This window comes from Delftia deserti (assembly GCF_042653485.1).
In the GTDB taxonomy this organism is placed as follows: domain Bacteria; phylum Pseudomonadota; class Gammaproteobacteria; order Burkholderiales; family Burkholderiaceae_C; genus Comamonas; species Comamonas acidovorans.
In genome coordinates, this window is the sequence record NZ_JBHSIH010000001.1 from 5,808,785 (window position 1) to 5,828,653 (window position 19,869).

Annotated in this window: 14 protein-coding genes; 11 read left to right on the forward strand and 3 right to left on the reverse strand. The window is 66.6% G+C overall.

Annotation, left to right across the window (positions count from 1 at the left end; translation table 11 throughout):
• The first annotated feature begins 65 nt into the window (after positions 1–65).
• The 6 genes from ACFPFG_RS27535 to ACFPFG_RS27560 are packed head-to-tail and all read left to right on the forward strand — an operon-like array spanning position 66 to position 15,682.
• Positions 66–7,913 (forward strand): PLxRFG domain-containing protein, encoded by a 7,848-nt coding sequence (locus ACFPFG_RS27535; protein WP_380109115.1) that lies wholly within the window; start codon positions 66–68, stop codon positions 7,911–7,913.
• A gap of 50 nt (positions 7,914–7,963) precedes the next feature.
• Positions 7,964–9,157 carry a hypothetical protein gene (locus ACFPFG_RS27540; RefSeq protein WP_380109117.1) on the forward strand — a complete coding sequence of 398 codons (1,194 nt, stop codon included), beginning with the start codon at positions 7,964–7,966 and terminating at the stop codon, positions 9,155–9,157.
• Complete coding sequence (locus ACFPFG_RS27545) at positions 9,154–9,612, forward strand: hypothetical protein (RefSeq protein ID WP_380109119.1); 459 nt, start codon at positions 9,154–9,156, stop codon at positions 9,610–9,612. The genes ACFPFG_RS27540 and ACFPFG_RS27545 overlap by 4 nt, the downstream gene beginning before the upstream one ends.
• Before the next feature lie 19 nt (positions 9,613–9,631).
• A complete protein-coding gene (locus ACFPFG_RS27550; protein ID WP_380109121.1) occupies positions 9,632–11,983 on the forward strand; it encodes a hypothetical protein in 2,352 nt (783 codons plus the stop codon).
• Positions 11,983–13,791, forward strand: a complete 1,809-nt coding sequence (locus tag ACFPFG_RS27555) for a LamG-like jellyroll fold domain-containing protein (RefSeq protein ID WP_380109123.1) — start codon at positions 11,983–11,985, stop codon at positions 13,789–13,791. The genes ACFPFG_RS27550 and ACFPFG_RS27555 overlap by 1 nt, the downstream gene beginning before the upstream one ends.
• A gap of 7 nt (positions 13,792–13,798) precedes the next feature.
• Positions 13,799–15,682 carry a coiled-coil domain-containing protein gene (locus ACFPFG_RS27560; protein ID WP_380109125.1) on the forward strand — a complete coding sequence of 628 codons (1,884 nt, stop codon included), beginning with the start codon at positions 13,799–13,801 and terminating at the stop codon, positions 15,680–15,682.
• A gap of 39 nt (positions 15,683–15,721) precedes the next feature.
• Here the strand turns inward: ACFPFG_RS27560 and ACFPFG_RS27565 are convergent, their stop codons facing one another.
• Complete coding sequence (locus ACFPFG_RS27565; protein WP_380109126.1) at positions 15,722–16,774, reverse strand: acyltransferase family protein; 1,053 nt, start codon at positions 16,772–16,774, stop codon at positions 15,722–15,724.
• Positions 16,775–16,877: 103 nt separating this feature from the next.
• Between ACFPFG_RS27565 and ACFPFG_RS27570 the strand changes: the two genes are divergently transcribed.
• Genes ACFPFG_RS27570 through ACFPFG_RS27590 form a run of 5 tightly spaced genes read left to right on the forward strand, consistent with a single transcriptional unit; the run spans position 16,878 to position 19,305 of the window.
• Positions 16,878–17,201 carry a phage holin family protein gene (locus tag ACFPFG_RS27570; protein ID WP_374623546.1) on the forward strand — a complete coding sequence of 108 codons (324 nt, stop codon included), beginning with the start codon at positions 16,878–16,880 and terminating at the stop codon, positions 17,199–17,201.
• Positions 17,198–17,782: a glycoside hydrolase family protein gene (locus ACFPFG_RS27575; protein WP_374623543.1), complete on the forward strand. Its 585-nt coding sequence runs from the start codon at positions 17,198–17,200 to the stop codon at positions 17,780–17,782. The genes ACFPFG_RS27570 and ACFPFG_RS27575 overlap by 4 nt, the downstream gene beginning before the upstream one ends.
• 46 nt (positions 17,783–17,828) lie before the next feature.
• Positions 17,829–18,209, forward strand: coding sequence for a hypothetical protein (locus tag ACFPFG_RS27580; RefSeq protein WP_374623540.1), 381 nt, complete (start codon positions 17,829–17,831; stop codon positions 18,207–18,209).
• Positions 18,206–18,586 (forward strand): hypothetical protein, encoded by a 381-nt coding sequence (locus ACFPFG_RS27585; protein ID WP_374623537.1) that lies wholly within the window; start codon positions 18,206–18,208, stop codon positions 18,584–18,586. The genes ACFPFG_RS27580 and ACFPFG_RS27585 overlap by 4 nt, the downstream gene beginning before the upstream one ends.
• Entirely contained in the window at positions 18,583–19,305 is a 723-nt protein-coding gene (locus ACFPFG_RS27590; protein WP_374623534.1) for a Gp49 family protein, read from the forward strand. The genes ACFPFG_RS27585 and ACFPFG_RS27590 overlap by 4 nt, the downstream gene beginning before the upstream one ends.
• On the opposite strand, the gene ACFPFG_RS27595 is transcribed toward ACFPFG_RS27590, so the two are convergent.
• Together ACFPFG_RS27595 and ACFPFG_RS27600 are read right to left on the reverse strand one after the other, a co-directional pair.
• Positions 19,302–19,580 carry a hypothetical protein gene (locus ACFPFG_RS27595; protein WP_374623531.1) on the reverse strand — a complete coding sequence of 93 codons (279 nt, stop codon included), beginning with the start codon at positions 19,578–19,580 and terminating at the stop codon, positions 19,302–19,304. The genes ACFPFG_RS27590 and ACFPFG_RS27595 overlap by 4 nt on opposite strands.
• A 21-nt stretch (positions 19,581–19,601) precedes the next feature.
• Positions 19,602–19,814: a hypothetical protein gene (locus ACFPFG_RS27600; protein ID WP_380109131.1), complete on the reverse strand. Its 213-nt coding sequence runs from the start codon at positions 19,812–19,814 to the stop codon at positions 19,602–19,604.
• Positions 19,815–19,869: the final 55 nt, after the last annotated feature.

Here is a 19,869-nt window from a genome sequence, read left to right on the forward strand (position 1 = left end):
CGCCTCTTTGCAGCCGCCCCCGCCTAGGGTTCGACGCCCCGCACCTGCTCCGGGAGAGTGGGGGGATGGCAAACGACAACGAATGGTGGAAGCAGGGCGCGAGCCCGGTTGAGTCGTCCTCACCAGGCGGCGATTGGTGGAAGGCGGGCGCGAAGCCTGTCGAACCAGAGTCGCCCAGTCGCTCAGCCACCGACTACGCTCGAGACGCGGCGGCCTGGGCAGCCAAGGGCGCCGTGGCCGTCCCTGAAGCTGCTGTCGGCTTGGCCGACATCGTCACAGGCGGGCGCGCGGGCAAGCTCCTGGAAAACGAGGGTGGTGCAGTCGGCTTCCGGCCCAAGCAGGCGCGCGAGGCCATCAATGAATGGCACTCGGACGCCACCAAGGAAGCCCAGCGCAAATTCCAGGAGGCCGAGGGCCTGGGCGGCAAGTTCAAGGCCGCCATCGAGAACCCTTCCAACATCGTCGGCGCGGTCGTTGAATCGCTGCCTGCCATGGGTGCGGGCGGCGTGGTGGCGCGCGGGCTTGGCGCGGCGACGCGGCTGGGCCAGGCTGGTGCCAAGGGTGCTGCTGCCGCTGGTGCGCTGGGTGAGGGACTCGTGGGCGCGGGCTCGGCGGCCGAGCAGATCCGGCAGGAGACGGATGACGGCCTGCTTTCCCCAGGCCAGACAGCTGCAGCGGCTGCCACGGGCGCGGCCACGGCCGGGCTGGGGTATGCGGGCGGGCGCGTGGCGCAGCGCCTGGGCATCGGTGATGCCGAGACCATGCTGGCCCAGGGCAACAAGGGCATCGCCAAGCAATTCGCTGACGACGCGGCCACGGCTGCCACGAATCCACTGCTGCAGCAGCGCGCGGTCAAGAGCATTCCGACTCAGGTAATCCAGGGCGCGATCTCCGAGGGCTTCCTGGAGGAGCTGCCGCAGTCGGTTGCCGAACAGATCTTCCAGAACTTGGCCTTGGGCAAGGACTGGTCCCAGGACGTGGATACGTCGGTGGTGCTGGGCACGCTGTCGGGCGCGGCCATGGGCGGCGGCGCGGCGGGGTATCGGGCGGCGCGCGAGCCGCGGGTGCCTGCTGGTCAGCCGGGCGACGCAGCGGCCCAGCCGCCGGGTGCCGAAGCAGAGCCTGCGGGCCTGCCCGATGTTGCAACCTATGGCCCCGCCATCGACCAGATGGTGCGGCCGGAGAGCCAGCAGCAATACCGGGATGCGCTGGCGCGCGCTCAGGACGAGACCCTGCCTCCCGAGGACCGGAAGGCCGCGGCGGACTCGCTGCACCAGGCTTTCAGCCCAGATCTGTTCCAGCAGGCCGGCGAGAGCCAGGCTGATGGCGAAGTGCCGTCCGGCCTGGCCAAGGTGCGCGACGAATTCAAGCGGCAGCTGGCCGCGCAGCAAGAGCCGGTCATCGATGAGGCCCGGCTGCGCGAGCAGGGCATCACGCCTGCGCCGCAGCTGGACACCGCGCGCATTGATGCCGCCGTTGGCGCGCTCCGCCCGTCTGAGGCTATGGGCCTGGACCCTGCAGCCGGCTCGCTGTCCGCCGCTGCTGCCCTGGCAGTGGATTCCGGCGCGGCAGCTCAGGCCCAGCAGGCCGATGCCCTGGCTCAGGCCGCCGAGGTGGCGGCACGCGCGCCTTCCAAGAAGAAGGCCTCGGAGCGCCAGGTAACTGCAGACCCTGCCACCGGCGAGATCCAGGGCGGGGCCCTGGCCACCTGGACGGATGAGGACTTGTCGAACGCCTTCCGCTCGGCCCAGGCCAAGGAAGTCCGCATTCCACTGGCCAACGAGCTGCAGCGGCGCCGCGCTGAGCGTGAGCAGCAAGCCCGTGCCGCCGCGCCAGCCCCCGCATCCACCACCCTCCAGCAAGGAAGCATCGATGGCACACAAGCCGATCAAGCCCAGCCGCCGCGCGCGGAATCTTCGCAGGCAGCAGGAGCGCAGGGAGCGCCGGTTGCAGGTCCTGCAGCTGCGCAGGAGCTGACCGATGGCACCACCTCGTCTCAGCACGATGGCGCGCAAGCAGGTGCAGCGCCAAGCCCGCAAACTCAAGCGCCAGTCCAAACCCCTGCCCAGCGCATCGACGCCGGGCGCGCGGCCTGGGCCAGCATGCCCACCGCAGAGCGCAAGGCCCTGGCCAAGCGTGTGGGCGGCGCAAATGCCGCCCTGAAGAACAATCTTCACGGCGCGCGTTGGGAGAACCTGAATGCGGAGCTGCAGCTCCGTCTTGCTGACGCCATCCAAGTGCAAGGAGCAACCAATGATTCAACCGCACCTGCAATACGGATGGCAGATGAACGCCCGGCAGGCCCTTCGGCTACTGCGGAGGCTGGGGGCGGTCAGCCGGCAGGACGCGCGCCAGATGCGCAGCCTGCTGGGCCGGGAGGTAGCAGTGCCGGACAGCCTGCTGCCGGCGTGCAATCTGCTGTACCTGGCCGAAGTGGCGCCAGCGAACAGGCTGCCGGTGTAGCTCCTGCTGCTGCACCAGCGCCCACGGCGGGCCAGCAGCAGGCCGTGGCCATCGCCAAGGAAGGGAACGACGCGCGGCGCGCGCAGCTGCTGGCCGCGAGCGAGCGCTGGACCACCATGCCGGCGGACGAGCGCCAGGCGGTGGCGAAGGCCGCCAAGGGGCTGAACGCTCTGGCGCGCGCATCCTCCCACACGCGGGCATGGGCTGACTTGGCGCCCAAGGTGCGCGAAAAGTTGGCGGCCGCCATGCCCGATGCTGCTGCAGCACCTGCAGCACCTGCAGCACCTGCAGCACCTGCTGCACCTGCAGCACCTGCAGCACCTGCTGCCCGCGCGCCAGCACGTTCCGTGGAAGGCCGCGACCTGGGCGACGGCTGGGCCGAGTTCTCTCCGGACTCGGGCTCCATCGGCGTGCCGCGTGCGGAGATGCCGCAGATCCGGGCCGAGCACCGTGGCGCCATGGTCAATTTCATGAACGCGCGCGGAATCGCCCATCAAGAGGAAAGCGTGCCGGCCTCTGGCCTCAAGCCTACGCAGGCGGAGTTCAGCCGCGAGCGCGTGGCGCGGGCAAAGGGTTTCGAGGGCGGGAATCGGTCTATCCTCGTTTCGCGTGACGGGCATGTGCTCGACGGCCACCACCAGTGGCTGGCTGCGCGCGAAGCCGGCGAGGATGTGAAGGTGATCCGACTGGATGCGCCCATCCGCGAACTGCTGGACGCCGCGCGAGAGTTCCCCAGCTCCACGACGAGCGAGGGTGCTGCCCAGGCTGCGGCTCCGGCCTCTGCTCCAGCAACCAAGCCCAAGCCGCGCGGCGTCCTGGCCAAGAAGGCCAAAGCCGAGGAGGCCGCCCGCGCCGACTACTTCACCCCAGGCAACATCGTGAAGGGCTACGGGGATACCCATGTCCGCGTGGTCTCGTACACGCCGGCCAACGTCGATGGTGTGTGGAGTGTGACGGTGCGCCAGGTGGAGAAGCAGGGCTCTGGCTGGGAGGATGTGCCGGGCGTGCGCGAGCGCACCCATGCCACGCCGCCCAGCGCGCGCGAGCTGAAGGCCGGACCTGTGGAGCGCACCGAGGATCTGCCATTCCGGCGCGGCGAAGCCGATGGCCAGGGCCTGACCGATGATCAGATGGCGAATCTGCTGCGCATCATGCGGCCGGAGCCGGCGGCGTTTTCCGCCGCCGCACGCGCCCAGGCCGTGGGGCAGGTGCGCGCGACGGTGGATGCCATCCGCAAGGGCTGGAGCAACGGCCCCGAGGTGGTGGTGGCCTTCGATATGTCCGACCCGGCGGTGCCCGAGGCAGCGCGGCGCGCGGATTTGCGTCAGCGCAGTGGCGGCGCCAGTGGCGCTCCCGAGGGCTTCTACTGGCGCGGCAAAGCCTACCTGCTGGCCAGCAAGCTGAACACGCCCGCCGACGCGGCCCGCGTGCTGCACCACGAGGTGCTGGGCCACCATGGCCTGCGCGGCATGTTCGGCCCGGAGCTGAACAAGATCCTCAACCAGGTGGCCACCATGCGCCAGGCGGAGGTGGCGGCCAAGATCAAGGAATACGGTCTGCGCGGCGTCACGGACCTGAGCCGGCGCCACGCGGCCGAGGAAGTGCTGGCCGAGATGGCCGAGAAGACGCCGCAGCTGCATTTCGTGCGCCGCGCCGTGGCCGCCATCCGCAACTGGCTGCGGGCCAACGTGCCCGGGTTCTCGGGCCTGAAACTCTCTGACGCGGACATCATCCAGGGCTACATCCTGCCGGCGCGCGATTTCGTGGAGCGCGGGCAGCGTGCCGCTACCGACCGCATCGAGCCTGTGTTCAGCCGGTCGGACTCGCCAGCCGCCACGCCGGACGCCATCATCGGCAGCACGCTCGGTAGCGCATCGAAGCATCCCGACTACGCTGCGGCAAAGGCCGGGGATGTTGCGGCGGCCACGCGGCTGGCCGTGGACCTCGTGACGCCTGAGATGGTGGCGAAGGTGGCGGCTGCACTGGAGGGCGCACGCCCGCGCGTGCTTCCGGTGGCCGCTGAAGAGTCTGCTGGGCGCAACAAGATCCCGCGCGCCGTGGCCGAAGTCCTGGCTGCACGCCTGGGCCTGGAAACGGCGACAGGCATCGTGCAGGCGAACCGCGCGCGTCGCACCGGCCTGGATGGGCTGGACCGCATCTTTGCACCCGTCGATTTCGCGGGCGCCGTGGAGCCGGGCGACTACCTGCTGGTGGATGACACCTTGACTCAGGGCGGCACATTCGCGGCGCTGGCCAGCCATATCCGTGAGGGCGGCGGCACCGTGGCGGGCGTGGTTGCATTGACCGGCAAGCAGTACAGTGCAAAAATCCAGCCCTCTCCCGAAATTCTGACCTCTCTCCGGCAAAAACATGGCGATCTCGAAGACCAATTCCGTGCAGCCACAGGCTACGGCTTCGACGCCCTCACCGAGTCGGAGGCCCGCTACCTCGCACGCTACGAACCGGCTGAGCGACTCCGAGATCGAATCGCTGAAGAAGGACGACGCGGAAGCGAGCGCGCAGATCAAGGCAATCCTCGCCAAGGCGATGCAGACGACGAGCTGAGCTTCAGCCGCTCGCGGCTTTCGGAGATCAAGGACAGCGCTCTGGACCAGCTCCAGAAGACGATGTCCCACCCGGGCAAGATCTCTGTTTGGGACAAGACCATCGGCACCATGCGCCACCTGGCCGAACGCGCGCCAGCCTTCAAGCCGGTCTACGAGACCGCCCAGCGCAACATCGATGACGTGTCCATGCTGGCAAACGACGCGGCCGACCGGGCGCCGCGCCTGCTCCCGCGCGTGGACACCATCAGCGACCTCGTGGGCAAGAATCGCAAGACCCCTGTCTCGGCGGCCGACAACAAGGCCGTGGCCAAGCCTCTCTTCGAGGGCACGCTGCTGTGGGGCCGGGACGTGGACGGCAAGGCCGTGCTGGTGGACGAGCTGACCAAGAAATACGGCAACTTGCCCGCCGACGACAAGGCCCAGCTGCTGCTGCGCGCCGGTCGCCTGGACGACCGCGTGCTGCGCGACTGGCGCGGTCTGCCGCTGGCCCAGTACGAAGCGCTGGTGAATTCTCGCTTCGAGAGCAAGATGCTGAAGGCTGGCGCGGTCTGGACGGATGCCGAACTGCAGACGATGTTCGGCGCGACGCCCAACCAGATCGCGCTGTACCGCGAGGCGCGCGCGGCCATCGACCGCTCCATCGACATGACCGCGCGGGCCGACATGATGCGCGCCCTGGGCGACGAGTACGCCGGGATGCGCGACATGGTGCTGGACGCACCCAAGCTCTCGGACGCCCTTGAGCTGCTGACCACCACGCTGCAGCACGATGCCAAGGCCAAGCCGGAACTGGCCGACCGTCTGTTGCAGTTGAACAACCTGGTGGTGGACCGCGCGGCCACGGCCAAGGATCTGCAGGACGCCGGGTATGCGCCCCTGTCGCGCTTCGGCCGGTACACGCTGGACGTGGTTGACCAGGATGGCAACCGGCAGTACTTCGGCATGTACGAGACCATGAAGGACGCCAACCTGGCCAAGATCCAGATGGCCCAGGCCTTCCCTGGCGCCAAGGTCACCCAGGGCACGATGAGCCAGCAGTCCTTCAAGCTGTTCGCGGGCATCACGCCTGAGACGCTTGAGATCTTCAAGGACATGGTGGTGGGCAAGGAGGCCGACGCGGCCACGCGCAAGGTCTACGACGAATACCTGAAGCTGACCAAGAACAACCACAGCGCCTTGAAGCGCCTGATCCAGCGAAAGGGCATCGAGGGGTTCAGCCAGGACGTGGGCCGCGTGGTGGCCAACTTCATCTACAGCAATGCGCGGCAGGGCGCGGCGGGCCTGAACGCCGGCACCATGGACCGGGCGATCAACGACATTCCGAAGGAGCAGGGCGAGCTGAAGGACCTGGCCATGGGTCTGCGCAGCTACATCCGCGATCCGCAGGAAGAGGGCCAGGCCGTGCGCGGCATGCTCTTCGCGCAGTACCTGGGCGGCTCGCTCGCTTCAGCTGCTGTCAACATGACCCAGCCCTTCGCTGTGACACTTCCGTGGCTCAGCCAGTTCGGGGGCATCCGTGCGGCCGGCGGCCAGATGGCCCGGGCGCTGAAGGACATGGGCACGCGCGGCATGAAATACGAGCCAGACCTGGCCCACGCATTGAAGTCCGCCGAGGACGACGGCGTGGTCTCGCCGCAGGAAGTGCATCAGCTCATGGCCCAGGCGCGCGGCGCGGGCGGCCTGCGCTCGGGCGATGGCACCAAGTCCGGCGATGCGCGCGCCGCGGCCGGCAATGCCTGGGAGCGCGCCAAGGTGGCCTGGGGCCAGCCTTTCGCCCTGGCCGAGCAGTTCAACCGGCGCTCCACTTTCATCGCGGCCTTCCGCATCGCCAAGGCCCAGGGCATGGATGATCCGGGCGCCTTTGCGCGCAAGGCGGTGCTGGAAACGCAGTTCGTCTATTCCAAGGCCAACAAGCCCCAGTGGGCGCGCGGCGCGGTAGCCGGCACTCTGTTTACGTTTAAAACGTATAGCGTCTCCTACCTGGAGCTGATGCAGCGGATGTGGAAGCAGGGTGGGCCAGAGGGGAAGCGCGCTGTGGGCTGGGCCCTGGCCATGCTGCTGCTGATGGGCGGCGCCGGCGGCGTGCCCTTCATGGAGGATGCAGAGGATCTGATCGACGGGGTGGGCCAGATGATGGGCTACAACCTCAGTTCCAAGCAGTGGCGCAAGGAGGCGCTCGCGGGCATCGTGGGCAAGGAGCTGGCCGAGTTCCTGGAGCAGGGCGTCTCTGGCCTGCCAGGTGCGCCCATCGATGTTTCCGGGCGCCTTGGCATGGGCAACCTGCTGCCCGGCACCGGCCTGCTGCTGACCAAGCAGAGCCGCGAGCGGGATCTGCTGGAGGTGGTGGGGCCCGCAGGCGATCTGGTGATGCGGGGCTTCAAGGCTGGCGGCAAGGCGCTCACGGGCGATTTTGGCGGCGCTGCGTTGGAGGTGTCGCCCACGGCCGTGCGCAATGCATTCAAGGGTGCGGACATGGCTGCCAGCGGCATGTACAAGGACACCAAGGGCTACAAGGTGATCGATACCACGCTGGCCGAGGCCGTGGCCAAGGCCATCGGCTTTCAGCCCAAAAGCGTGGCAGAGATCCAGGAAGCCAACAGTTTCATGCAGCGGTCCAAGAGCTTCTACAGCCTGACCTCTTCTGAAATCAAGGCGCAGTGGGCCGATGCACTGTTCCGAAAGGATGAGGGCGCCCTGGCACGCGTGCGCGAACGGTTGGCCGATTGGAACCAGAACAATCCAGAGCAGCCCATCGTCGTCAAGATGCCCGACGTGTGGAAGAAAGTGCGCGAGATGGGTAAGGACCGCATCGACCGTATCGCGGACAACTCGCCCAAGGCCCTTCGACAGCAGATGCGGGAGATTGCCGCCGATGCACGGTAGTCCCCGGCTAGGGTTCGTCCAATGGCACCGCCCTCGGCACAGTGCAGGGCATGCCATCCATCAACCAGTTCCGAGGCCTGAACAACGTCACCGATCCTGTGCGGCTTGGTGCGGCGTGGCTTCGCCGGGCCGATGGCGTGGTCATCACGAACAGCGGAGCGCTGGAGCAGCGCCCGGGCCTGCAACCGGCTGCGCCTGGCGCGCAGTTCCCGTTTGCCACACAGCAGGGCGACCGGATGCTGGTGGCGGCCGGCGGCTTCGTGCAGGCCCTGCACGACAGCGGCGAGTTGCAGCCCCTGGCGCCCTTGAGCAGCGCGGCACGCGTGTCATGGTCCGAGATCAATGGCGAGATCACCTACTGCAACGGGCCCGACGCGGGCATCGTGCGTGCCGATCTGTCGGTGATCCCGCTGCGCTGGAGCATGCCGGCGGCGCCGGCTCTGTCGGTGCAGGCCGGTGGCTCGCTGCCGGGCGGCCTGTATCGCGCTGTCTCGACGCTGCTGCTGCCTGACGGCCGTGAGACCGGCGCGAGCCCGGCGGCCGAGATCGTGCTGCCGGCCGGCTCGACCCTGCGCGTGGAGCCCCAGGGCTTGCAAGCTGGCCAGGGCCAGCAACTGGTCTATCTGGCCCCGGCCGACAGCGAGGTGTTCCAGCTGCTGGGCGCGCCCACGGGGCCGGTGCTCTGGGATCTCTCGCCCGATGACCTGGGCCAGGACTGCCTGGGCGCCGGCCTGTGGCCTCTGCCTGCCGCAGCCACGGTGATCCAGCACTGGCAGGGCCGGCTGTTCGCGGGCCAGGCGCTGGCTGATGGCAATTCGGCGATCTGGTTCTCCAAGCCGCTGGCCTTCCACCTGTTCGACACGGCTGCCGACTTCTTCATGGTGCCGGGCGAGGTGCGCATGCTCGCGCCCCATGACGCGGGTCTGGTGGTCGGCACCAGCAAGGGCCTGTGGGCGTACAGCGATGGACCGCTGAAGCAGCTCGCACCCTACGGTGTGCCGGCGGGCCTGCCCTGGGCGCGCGACGAAGACGGGCGCATCTGGATCTGGAGCCAGCGCGGGATCTGCACTGCGTTGCCTTTCGCCAACCTCACCAGCACCACGGTCAGCGTGCCGCCCGGCACCGACGTGCACGCGCACTGGTGCCAGCACGCCGGCCAGTCCCATTTCATCGTGTCCACAGCCGCTGACGCGGTGGCGGGCGCATTCAACCCTCGATCACCCATAGGAGGAATCGTGTCATGACCGAGAAACTTTCCACCGGCTTTCGCAACGCGCAGCTGAACAGCCAGGGCTTTGCCCAGATCTTCGCTGCAGGGGTCATTGCGGTGTATACGGGCGCGCAGCCGGCCACGGCCGATGATGCCGCCACAGGCACGCTGCTGGGCTACATCACAAAGGATGGCGCGGCCTTTGTGCCCGGCAGCCCGACCAACGGCCTGAACTGGGGCGCGGCGGCGGGGGGCGTCATCAGCAAGAACTCCGACAACTGGCGCCTGACGGGCGCGGCGGCGGGAACTGCAGGGTGGTTCCGCCTGATGGGCAATGCTGCCGACAACGGGCTGGCCAGCACGACGCTGCCACGCATCGATGGCGCCGTTGCCACGTCGGGCGGGGAGATCAATCTCACGTCGCTGAGCATCGGCATCGGGTCGGTGACGACCATCGACACCTTCACCTACGCCATCCCGGCGCAGTGATCCGGGGCAGGCGCGCGGCATGGAACATCTGATCGTCATCGGAGAGGGCGCAGGGCATGCCGTCGCCTTCGGGCGCGGCCGCATCGCCCACCTGCGCACGCTGGGCCTGGCCTATGTGAGCCAGTCCTACGAGATCGGGGACTGGCTGATCCGTGTGAAGCTGACGCCGGGGCATGAGTACATCCATGTCGAAGGCGGTTGCGCCCTGGGCATGGACTCGGGGGTGATAGATCTGCGCAGCAGCATCCCCTGGTTCCCGGAGTTCAGGCTGCCGGGACTGCGCGTGCCCACGGTGGTGACGCAGCGCAACGAGGCGCAGATGACACGGGCCATTGCCGGCGCGGTCCTCGATGAAAGCAGGCGGGATCTGCTGGCCGGGCCTGGCATCGCTGGCCGGGTAGTGTGGGGTGGCTCGAGCATCCGCGGTGCTGTCACGCGGCCCGGGGATGTGGCTCGGTCCTTCATGCCTGCGGTCGCTCGCAGTTCGCCGGCAGCGGATGCTCCCTGGAAGTTCGCTGCCCAGGACGAGAACCTGCTCAGCAAGAAGCTCACGGGCATGTACTGCCCACCCTCCATTTTCACGGGGCGCTGCAGGGACTGGGTTCAGGCTGTGATGGGCCGATTTCTGTATACGGACTGGCACAACTCCAGCACGCTGGTCGCTCCGCTGACCCTGTCCCTGCAGTCTGGCGCACCGCCTGCGCTGACCGCAGCGTTCCATGCCGAGGGTCGGGCCCGGGCGGCCACGCCGCCGGCGCGCATCACCACCTCCAGCGGGGTGCACCGCGATATCCAGGGCCGCCACTGGTTGTTCCTGCCGGGCATGGCCAGCGACACCGTGGATGTGTACCAGCTGCGCAGCAACGCCTGCGGCGAGCTGCTGCGCAAGGCGCTGACGCCCGATGCGCCGGACTGGGCGCGCAAGCTGTCGGCGGCAGACCGGGAGCTGATCGAGATGTACATCCTGGCCTACAGCCTGCCGGTGCAGGAGACATGGCAGGCCTTGGCAGTGCCCGGCGTGATGCACTCGGCCGATGCCATGGGCTACGGCTGGCACTGGAGCCGCACCGGACTGCGCGCGGATCGCGTTATCAACGATCAGTTCCGGAAGGGGCCGTCAGGCCAACCCGGCGAAGACAACTGGGCGATGCGCAGCACACATCAGCAACTGTCCATGGCGATGGGCGATGGCGGTCGATGGTCCGCTGTGGTTGCCACCGTGGCCGGTCCCTACGACTGGGCCGTGGAGCGTGGGCTGTGCGTGATCCTGGAGCCGTACTGGGGGGAGGAGGGCGGCTCCTGGAAGACGACACCGCGCTACACCGAGTTGTTCGCTTATCGCGATGCGGTGTTCTATGTCTGGTACCGGGGCGACGCCTTGCTTTCAGCCAGTGTTTCCCTCGCCGAGGTCCCCGAGACTGGTCCGGTCGGCAAGTGCGATCCGCCTGACTTCGAAGATTTTTCAATCAATGACGCGGGCGAAATGTATGGATGGTTTCGAGGTCGAACCGTTGGTGTAAACGGCGGCTATGCGGAGATTACCCAGAAAATCGCAAAGTATTGGCGCTACACCGTAACGGTTGCTGGTCAGAGCTTTTCGATGAATCCCGGTCGAATGGAAAGAGGACGGTTGTTTGAAATTCCCGGAAAATCGGAATCCGAGCCGTCGCCCGTGATTCTGCCTGTGGATTGGACCGGGCACGGTGCATGGTCTGCAGGACTCACAATTGAGTCATATTTCGAAGGATATCCACCCTACAGCTACTACGAACGCCGCCGAAATGGCAATGAGAACATCGCGGGGTGGCCTTTCTTTAACAGAATTCAATTTGAATATCAGGTGAATCAGTTCGCATTTACCAGGAACTATCCCGGGCGAGTTGTCATCGGCGTGGCCAGAAACGATGCCGAGGCGGTGTATGTACAAGGCACATCATCGGAGGTGAAAGTTGATGCCGCATATGTGCGAGGGTTCAGGTCTTCAAGCAACTACGCGCGAGTGAGCACATTTGCATTTCGGATCGACGGTGGATCGACCATCGTTGGCGTTGACCACATCCAGTATTTGCAAGGCCTCATGCAGGACGATGGCAGTGGTGGGCCTGGCGTGCCCGTGCCAGCGAAGACTGAAGAGAAAAAGAACGACTCAATCAGTTTGATTGTCACGCGTTGCGAGGGTGTATCTGCGACGCAGGAAGATTGGCAACTGTCCCCCGCAGTCTGGTGGTTTGACGAAGATATAGCGCCGGAAACATTCGGAACCCTGGCAAGCGCAATGGGACAGGTCGCTGTCATTGGGAAGAACTTTGGCGCAAGTGTTGGAGTCGTGGGCACCGTGCCACAAAATCCATTAATTATTGGGGCCACATAATGGCACTGCCACAGGACAATCTGCCGCTCAACACGACTGCTGTATGGAATTTTGATTCCACGCTTGTTGGTGTTGATCGCGCAAAACGCGTACTGACGCCTGCCGCTGCCGGCACCACGCCGAACTATTCTGCATCCGGCCCATTTGCAGCATCGTGCGTCACCTTCAATCCATCCGCTGGCGGCTACACCGGTCCGCTGCGCCTGCTCGGCGCTGGTGTCGGCGTCTTTGGCGCGTCCGAAGATTTCTGCATTGAGTTGTGGATCAATCCCGCCAATGGAGGCCACGGCGATGCCTATTCGCGGATCGTGGAGACCAAGGCCATCGGCGCGCTGGGAGGCTGGAATATCGTCTGCCTGGAGAGCCAGAACCCCGCGCGCGTGCGGCTGCATCGCAGCGATGGCACGGCGCTGGCAGAAACCCCGACCGCTATCCCGAATGGCGCATGGTCCTATTTGCGGTTCTATCGGCAGGCAGGGCAGATCTACCTGCGGGTCGGGGGATCGATCGTGTCAGGCCCTATCGCCAGCACCGATGCATTCAGTGCCACCGATCTGGCGGTAGGCGCGAACCTGTCTGGCAGCGAGCGTTACCTGGGCGCCATCGGCGGGCTGCGCATCACCCGGGGTGCCTCGCGTGCCAGCGAGCCCGTGCCCACGGCCGCATTCCCGCCTGCATACGAGGTTGGCACGGCCGCTTTGGTCGCGCCCGCAGCCGTGGTTGATGGTTTTGGTTTTATCGAGCAGCGTGGAGAGGGCCGGCTGCATCAGCCGATGGCTGCGATCTCTGCTCGCGGGGCTGGCGTTGCCGTGCTTGAGCAGCCGAGCGGCGTGGTGACGGCCTCGGGTGGGCCGGCTGTGCAGCAGGGCGCGGCCATGGCGCAGCCGCGCCCGATCTTGGCAGGCCAGGGCGCTGGGCGTGCGGCTCAGCAGCAGCCCATGCCGGTGATCTCGGCCAGCGGCACGACGGTGGGTGCAGCCCATGCGCAGCTGCGGCAGCCGCGCAGCGCGGTGCGGGGCAGCGGCGCGACGGGTGCAATCGGGCACGGTGTCCTGGCCCAGCCGCAGGCCGTGCTGGATGCTCGCGGCGCAGGGCTTGGGCACCTGGTCGCGACGCAGGCCGCAGTGCATGGTTCGGGCACGACCGGGGCCGTGGGGCACGGCGTCCTGGCGCAGCCCATGCCAGCCATCTCGGCCAGCGGCCACGGCTGGGCCATGGGCTACGGCGCCCTGGTGCAGCCGCGCGCGCGCCTGGTGCCGGCCGTCATCGTGGCGCTGGCCCAGCCCATGCCCGTGGTCAGCGGCAGCGGCGCGCCCCTGGTGGACACGGCAGCCGCCAGGGGGGTGTGGTGCTTCACCCCCAAGGTGGACGACGAGGGCCGCATGGGCGGTGCGCTCACGCGCTGGCCCGACTACCGGGGCCACGCCATGGCGCGGTTTGCGGGCAGCACCTGGGTCACATCGCCTGAGGCGACATACCGCATGGGCGGCAGCGACGACGCTGGCGCGGCGGTGAGCTGGGACTGGGACACGGCGCTGACCGACTTCGATGCCCCGCAGAAGAAGACCATGGTGTCGGCCTACATCGGCGGCGTGGTGCCGCTGCACAGCCGCTACCGCGTCACGGCCGGCGACTCCCACAAGATGGATTACCAGCACGACGAATACGAACTGGCGCTGCGTAACCACCGCCAGAAGTTTGGCCGTGGGCGCAAGGCCCGTTACCTGGGCTTCGGGCTGTCGGGCGCTGGGCCGCTGGCCGTGGACGAAGTGGAGTTTGAAGTGGTCGCCATGACCCGGAGGATCTGATATGGATGTGAGCTATCTCATTGATGCGGCGCAGGGCCGCGCCGACGCCATGGCGAGCCAAGGCAGCGATGCGCTGAGGTCTGCGTTGTCGAGCATGGGCGTGCTGACAAGCGTAGGCACGCTGCCCGCCATCAGCCTGCCGACGCTGCCCGCGGTAACGCTGCCGCCAGCACCTCCGATCAGCGAGGTGAGGCTCGGCGACATCCCGGCGCGTCCGGAGCGACCCCAGGTAGGGGGCATTGACGCCGTAGAGCTGCCGGCCATGCCCAACGCGCCACAGATCAGCGTAGAGGTGCGCGAGCCGGCCAAGCCTTCGCAGGGCCGCGGGTTCGACCTTGTCGCGCCCGCCATCCACATCGATGCCCAACTGCCGACGGCACCCGACATGATGCATGTGGCCGCGCCGGTGCTCTCGGCCGATGTGGTGATGCCGGCCCGCCCGAACATCGCGCGGCCGGTGTTCGAGGGCCAGCGCCCGGGTGAGGTGCCGGTGGCGCCCGATGCGGCGGGCAGCTTCGACGCCGCCTACCGTGGCGCGAGCCAGCTGATGCAGTCGGCGCTGCAGGGGCAGATCGATGCCTTCCTGGAGCAGCACAACCCCGAGTACGCGCCGCAGATGGCGCGGCTTGAGATGCGGCTGGCCGAACTGGTCTCGGGCGGCCAGCAGGCGATGTATGCGCCGGCCGTGGAAAACGCCATCTACGAGCGCTCGCGCTCGCGCGCAAAGGCCGAGTCGCGTCGCGTGCAGGGCGAGGCCTGGTCTGCGGCCGCGCGCAACGGCCACACCATGCCGCCGGGGGCGCTGCTGGCGGCCCAGCAAAACGCCCGCCAGGCTGCCGCCGACACGAATGCCACGGCCAGCCGAGAAATCGTCGTCATGCAGGCCGAACTGGAGCAGCGCAACATCCAGTTCGCCCTGGGCCTGTCTGCGGACCTGCGCAAGAGCGTGCTGGGCATGGCCATCGGCTACCACGGCAACCTCATCCAGATCAACGGCCAAGCGCTTGACTATGCGCGCTCGCTCACAGACACGCTGGCGCGCCTGTACAACATGGCGGTGGAGGCCTACCGCGCCCGGCTGGACCTGTACCGCGCCGATGTGTCGGTCTTCGAGACGCTGATCCGCGCCAGCCTGGCGGACGTGGAACTGTACAAAGCCGAGATCGAGGCCGAGCGATCCAAGCTGCAGATCGACGAATCCAAGGTCAGGCTGTACCAGGCCCAGATCGACGCGCAGACCAGCGCGGTGACGGCATGGGCCAAGCGCGTGGACGGCATCGTGGCCGTGGCCGGACTGGAAAAGCTCAAGCTGGAGACCTTCCGCTCCCAGGTGGACGCATTCCAGGCCGAGACCCAAGCAAAAGGCGAGGAGTGGCGAGCCTATGCAGCCGCCTGGGGCGGCGAGGAGGCACGGGTGCGTGCCGGCCTGGTGCAGACCCAAATCTATCAAGCGCAAATTGACGGCGTGCGCGCGAACCTGTCAGCCCAGCAAACAAAGGTGCAGGCCCAGGCTGAAGCCATCAGGGCACAGCTGGGCATCTACACGGCCGACACCCAGGCGTTTGGGGAGATCGTGCGTGCGGATGCCGTTCGGGTGCAGTCGCAGTTGGCGGCCCAGGGATCCCTGGTGAACGCCTACCAGGTCGCCAGCCAGGCGCAGATCGCTCAGGCCAACGTGCAGGCCGAGCAGTACAGGGCGCAGGCCCAGGTAGCCCTGGGGCTGTTCAGCACAAAGACCCAGGTGGTAATAGAGGAGGCGCGCCTGCTGGTGCAGTCCATGTCAAACGCTGCCAGCGTCGCCCTGTCAGCGGGGCAGTCCTATGCGCAGATGGCGGGCTCTGCGATGGCGGGGATGAATACTCTTGTGAAGGCGGAAGACCAGGGGGCTTGATCCGCCCCCCCCGGCTAGGGTTGATGCCATCAACCCAAGTCACGCTGCGCCGGGCATGAAAGTCGATGCCCGTCTTTGGCCTCGCAACAAGCGCATCACAGGCTTTTCCAATATGAGATAGACAAGACAACCACCTATTGTGGTTGAAAGGGTCGCAAGCAGTATCAAGACGTCATTATGCTCAGCCATATTTTCTGGCCAAAATGCATCCATGAAGTGCAGCATCGGTAGAGAGAAAAGGTAAATCGAATAGGAAGCATCTCCGATGAACTCGAAAATAGTTGCCTTCTTGGTATTTTCTCTGAAGACAGCAGAGGCAACTAGGAGCGCGGATGGGATGCCCCATGTGCGCACTCGATCCCAACTGGAGCTGGCGTCCAAAGTGAATGGTGCCTCGGAGATATTCCCGTAGCCAGTGGCCAGTGTGTCGATCAACAGACAGCTGCCGAGAATGAACATGCCCAAGGTGGCCCAGCTGGGCAGCAATGGTGTCCGTTGCCACACCATTCCGATCAGGACGCCGAAGACAAATTCCAGTAGTATCGGATTACCAATGATATTCAGTGGCTGGGCGAACTGCTGCATGCTGCCGACAGCGATCAAACCAGCCAGGATGAAAAGTATGCGATCCGAAAGCGGCCTCGGTGATTTCCAGAGCATGGCCGCACAGATCACCGCGTAGAAGGCAGCTTCGTACATGAGACTCCAGCCAAGAGGATGGATCGGCATGCTGGCTGCATTGCCTGGAGGCTGCAGAAAGAGCAGCGAGTAGATCAGCTTGGTTGTTTGGCCTCCGGTGTCAGTTGATACCAGGAACATCAACATTGTGGCGATGATGTACATCGGCCAAATACGGAGGGTCCGATTGATGGTGAACTGGAGGGGTGTGGTTCGACCTGCGGATATTGAGACGATAAAGCCGCTGATGACAAAAAATATATCGACGCCGACGGCGCCGAAGTTCTCCGCGAAGCCAAAATTAATCTGGGCCGCCGTTTCGCCACGGGCGACAACTATGTCTATCGCGTGTGCCCAGACCACCAAGATGGCCGCCATGGCTCGCATGGTCTGTAGATGAGATAGTTTCTGCATGAACCCTCCGCAGGCGCGTATTGTGCGCTCATAGGATGACGAGGTTGGCAGTGCCCCCGTGTAGGGTTCGCCAGCGCGGCCCGGCCCCGGAATCATCGGGGCCATGAAGAAATACCTCGTATCCCTGCTCGCGCTGATGGGCATCCACCAGCACTTGAGCGCCGAGCAGCGGCAGGACATTGTCGGCGCCGTCATGCATGCCACGCCCGGCGCTGCCGCAGGCGGGGTGTTCAAGATTGCAGGCCTCCCATTGAGCGACTGGCTCGTCGTGGCGTCCCTGGCTTTCGTGATCCTGCAGGCCGGCTATCTGGTCTGGAAGTGGCGCCGAGACTACCAGCGGGACCAGCAGCGGCGCGCCGACCGCGAACGGCTGGCTGGCCTTGCTCGGCTGCAGCCGGAACCGGAAACCGACCTGGGGCCGCTATGAGCCGGGCCGCGCGCACTACCGTTGCGGCGCTGACGGTTTCGGCTGCCGGCCTGCTGGCCACCATGGGCGTGGAGGGCTTCCGGCCAGATCCCCATGTGCCAACCCAGGGCGACAGGCCCACCATCGGCCACGGCTCGACGGTCTACGAGGACGGCACGCCCGTGCGCATGACCGATCCGCCCATCACCCGCGAGCGCGCGCTGCAGCTGGTGCGCAGCCACACGTCCAAGGATGAGGCCATGTTCCGAGCCAGCCTGCCGGGCGTGGCCCTGTACCAAACGGAATACGACCTCTATCTGGACTTCACCTACCAGTACGGCATCGGCGCCTGGCGGAGCAGCCCCATGCGCACTCGGCTGCTGGTCGGGCAGTTCGCGCCCGCCTGCCAGGCGCTGCTGGGCTATCGCTTCATGACCAGCCCCAAGCGCGAGGGCCTGGGCTGGGAGCCTTACCAGTGGGATGCAGCAGGCAACCCGAAGCGCTGGCGCTACGACTGCAGCACCCCAGGCAACAAGGTTTGCCGCGGCGTCTGGACCCGTCAACAGGCGCGGCATGCCGCGTGTATGGAGGCCCAGCCATGAGCCCGATCTGGATTGCCATGTGGTGGTACTGGTGGAGGGGCGGCCGATGACCTCGAAGCTCCTCACCGCTGCCGTCCTCGCGCTGCTGGCCAGTCTGCTGGGCAACGTGCTGCTGACCCGGGCCTACCTGGGTCAGCGCGACGCCGCCACGATCGCGCGTGCCAGCGTGGGCGAGATGGCGCAGCAGCGTGACGGCGCCCGCGACCTGGCCGCCGCGTGCAGCGATGCCGTGGACGACCTGCGCGAGCTGGCCGACAAGCGCAAACGCGAAGGCGAAGCCGCCCGGGCCAGCGCCGCGGCCCAGGCCCGCACCCATGAGCGGCGCGCCGACGAGATCCTGGCCGCGCCGCCGGCCGTGCCCGGCAATGCCTGCGCGAGCGCCCAGCACCGGGTGGACATCTGGCTGCAGGGGAGGGCGAAGCCATGAAATTTCGATTTTTCGCAATTCGGCAATTCGAGGGCAGCGCGCTGCAGCGCTTCTGCGAGCGCACGACCTGGGTGCCCCATGTGCTGGTGTTGCTGAGCCTGCTGGGCTGCCAGGCCGCACCGGCCCGCGTCGAGCTGCAGCGCGTCAACGTCCCTGTGCCCGTGGTGTGCGACGAGCCGGTGCCCGAGCGCCCTGCCATGCCCACCGAGCAGTTGCGGCCCGGCGCCACGGTGGACCAGTTCACCCAGGCCGCCCAGGCCGAAATCGAGCGGCGCGAGGCCTACGAGATTCGGCTGGCCACAGCCCTGGACAACTGCCGCCGCCCCATCAACCCGAGCCGGCCGGCTGCCGGAACCACCACAGAAAGCAATCCATGACCGCAGACACTCGACTCAATTTCGGCGATGCCATCCAGCTGTTGAAGGAGGGCGCCCGGCTGGCGCGCACAGGCTGGAATGGCCGGGGCATGTTCATCTACCTGGTGCCGGCCGCCAGCTACCCCGTGCAGACCGGCGCGGCCAAGGCGCACTTCGGCGCGGGCGCCATGGTTCCCTACAACGCCTACTTGGCCATCAAGAACGTGGACGAAACAGTCAGCACCTGGGTGCCCAGCGTGAGCGATTGCCTGGCGGAGGACTGGGTGATCGTGGGCGATGTGGGCGCGGCCATCGAATCCAAGACCTACCCGGACGGCACCATGGCCACCGGCCCAGGCCCGCTGCCCGAGGCCTCGCCGGCTGAGCAATCCATCGAAGACGAGATCCAGGCCAAGGGAAAGACTGCCGCACGCGTGACGCCGGATGACATCCAGCGGGAGATTGTCGGCGAGCACTACTTCACAGCCGAGCAGGGCGCGCGCCATCCCGATGCGAAGAACCCGCTGGACTTCGGCGACATCCCTGAGAACCTGGGCCTGCTGACCTTCTGCGTGCTGCGCCTGCGCAACGGCTTCACCGTGACCGGCGAGTCGGCCTGCGCGTCCCCCGAAAACTTCGACGCCGCCATCGGCCGCCGCATCGCGCGCGAGAACGCTGTGCAAAAGATCTGGCCTCTCCTGGGCTTCCGGCTGCGCGACAAGCTGGCGGCAGGCGCCTAAGCCGTGGGCGCCGGGTCAGCCGGCGCTATCGACACGACCGTGCCGTCGATGGCCACCATCTCGCCCCTGGTTGTGGGGTCTGCATCCAGCGGCACGCCCCACATCGTCCCGGGGTGCTCACCCTTGTGCATGACGTGATCGAGGTGATATAGCTCCTCGGGCGGGAGGCGGAAGCGCTGGGGGTACTTGTCGCTGCCGTGGGCCTTCCAATGTCCCATGAAGCCGGCGACGACTCGCTGGTGGACTGTGTGCTTGGGGTGTGTGGGGTCGATCATGGCCGGCATTGTGCCCGCGGGTCAGAAAGGTGCCGGCGAGCGGATGATCTGGACAGGCCCCAGGCCGCTGTACACAAGCGCGCCGCCAGGCCCGCGCACCTCGAACCAGCCGGGTTGCGCTTCCACGATCCGATAGGCCTCTGGCGGGGCTGGCAGCGGCTCAATCTCAGGCACACCGAACCATTCCGGCATGCGAAGCAGGGCGAATTTCTGGGTTGCTTGAGGGGTGATCATCTGGACCTCCTGGCGATCGGGTTTGCATAATAACTGTATATTCATACAGTGAAAA